The organism is Cytobacillus firmus, from assembly GCF_023715565.1.
Lineage (GTDB): Bacteria > Bacillota > Bacilli > Bacillales > Cytobacillaceae > Cytobacillus > Cytobacillus firmus_C.
The window spans coordinates 1-2082 of the sequence record NZ_JAMBOJ010000121.1; the positions used below are offsets into that span (position 1 = coordinate 1).

The 2082-nt window shown below is 40.1% G+C and carries 2 protein-coding genes; both read left to right on the forward strand.

Annotated features, from left to right (window positions below):
* Nucleotides 1-1274: DDE-type integrase/transposase/recombinase (locus M3205_RS24975; protein ID WP_251172342.1), on the forward strand; the 1274-nt coding region annotated here is incomplete at its 5' end.
* Nucleotides 1274-2038, forward strand: a complete 765-nt coding sequence (istB, locus tag M3205_RS24980) for an IS21-like element helper ATPase IstB (RefSeq protein WP_076259518.1) — start codon at nt 1274-1276, stop codon at nt 2036-2038. The genes M3205_RS24975 and istB, both read left to right, overlap by 1 nt.
* The last annotated feature ends 44 nt before the right edge of the window (nt 2039-2082 follow it).

Sequence of the window (2082 nt, forward strand, 5' to 3'; positions counted from 1 at the left end):
GGGGAAGTACGGTGAGATCTTATGTAAAAGAAGTCAGGGAAATTTATCAGATTGAGAAGAAAGTAATTGTTCGTCAATACGAAGCTGTTCCCGAACAACCGATGGGCAAACAACTTCAGGTAGATTGGGGTGAAACAAAGCAGAAGACTACTGACAACAAAGAGATTAAGCTGTACTTCATTGCGTTTGTCATGGCTCATTCAAGGTACAAATACATGGAGTGGCAGACACGTCCTTTCACTACTAGAGACGCAATCCGGTGTCATGAAAATGCTTTTCAATTTTATGGAGGACGCACCGAAGAAATCGTATATGATCAGGATCATCTAATCACAGTCAGCGAGAATGCAGGCCAGCTGCTTTTAACAGCTGAGTTTCAAAGTTATGTGAATGAACGTAAGTTTAAAATTCACCTATGCAGAAGAGCTGACCCGGAATCTAAGGGCATGATTGAAAATGTGGTGAAGTACATAAAAGGTAATTTCGCAGACAGTCGAGTGTTTAGCGACATAGGGGATTGGAATCATCGGGCATTACAATGGCTCCAGCGAACTGGGAACCATCAGGTTCATCAAACAACGAAAAAAAGACCAGCAGAAGTGTTTCTCCTCGAAAAGCAACACTTACAGCCAGTCTCTTCATTACTTTCATATGAAAGTACCAATAATCAAAGTATAACAAGAAGTGTAAGTAAGGACAACACAATCCGTTATAAGTCAAACCGTTATTCCGTTCCACTTGGGACTTATCAAACAAATTCTGAAAATCTTGTTTTGATTGAAGTTAAAGGTAGAGAACAACAGACGCTCGTGATTCGAAAACAAGCAGAAGGTGAAATCATCGCTGAGCATGACATCAGTGTAGAGAAAGGAAAGCTAATTCAAAATCGCAATCATACACGTGATCGATCAAAAGGAATTGAAGAGTTTAAACAACTTTTGATTTCCTCTTTTGAAGATCAGAAACAGGCAGCTGCATATTTTGATAAGATCAGTAAAGAATACCCAAGATATCGACGGGATCAGTTCGCAATCATTCAGCAGGTGGTTCAAAAATATCCAGCGTTTATTGACTCGGTTATGACCAAGTGTATGACAGAAAAATTGGTTAGTGCCAACGATTTTCGTGACATTGCACATCACCTGTATACATCAAATCAACAGCCAGTACAGGAGATAGAATCCCTTTCTGCCAAGCCAGCAAAACATTCTAGTATCAAGGCTTCTACTCGATCCCTAAATACGTATACTAGCATTTTAGGGGGGCGAGCATAATGCATAAAACAGTGAATGAACTGCAGGATCAATTTCGTCAGTTACGATTAGCAGAAACCGCGGAGGAGCTACCACAGCTTCTTCGCGAAGCCGAAAAAGCTTCATGGACATACTTGGAGTTTTTGGAGTCTATTACGCGGTATGAATTAGCAAAACGTGAAGCGAAAAGTCTAGAAAAAAGAATGAAATGGGCACGTTTCCCTTTCGTGAAGTCATTAGATGAATTTGAACTAAAAGACCAAAACGTTCTGACTGCCCGTCAGTTAACCCAACTTAGAGAGTTAAGTTGGCTAGAGCAGCAGTACAACTTAATACTATTAGGCCCACCCGGTATTGGTAAAACGTATATCGCAGTTGGATTGGGGCTCGAAGCCGTTCACAGAGGATTCCATGTTTACTTCGTCACGATGGGTGAACTTATTCAACTCTTAAAAACGGAAGAATATCTGAACAAATCAAAGGTACAACTTAAACGGATCAGAAGTTCTGACCTAGTAATTATCGATGATTTGATGTATATGGCGATGGATCAGAGAGAGGCGAACCTATTCTTCCATTTAATTAACCATTTATACGAACGAAGTTCGATTATTCTGACCTCAAATAAAAGTCCGGATGAATGGGGCAATTTAATTGGGGATCAAGGCATTATGACGGCAATTTTGGATAGATTACTTCATCGTGTGGAAGTCATTCACGGTAGAGAAGATGAGGAAAGTCATCGTATGAGAAATCGGAAAAGCATATTTTCAGCCGAAGTGTAAAAAGGAAATGAGCAAAAAGTGTAAAATTCGACTTGACGTCTACA

What these genes read in the sequence shown, in the direction of transcription:
- istB (WP_076259518.1), top strand. Translation starts at nt 1,274, where the DNA reads ATGCATAAAACAGTGAATGAACTGCAGGATCAATTTCGTCAGTTACGA.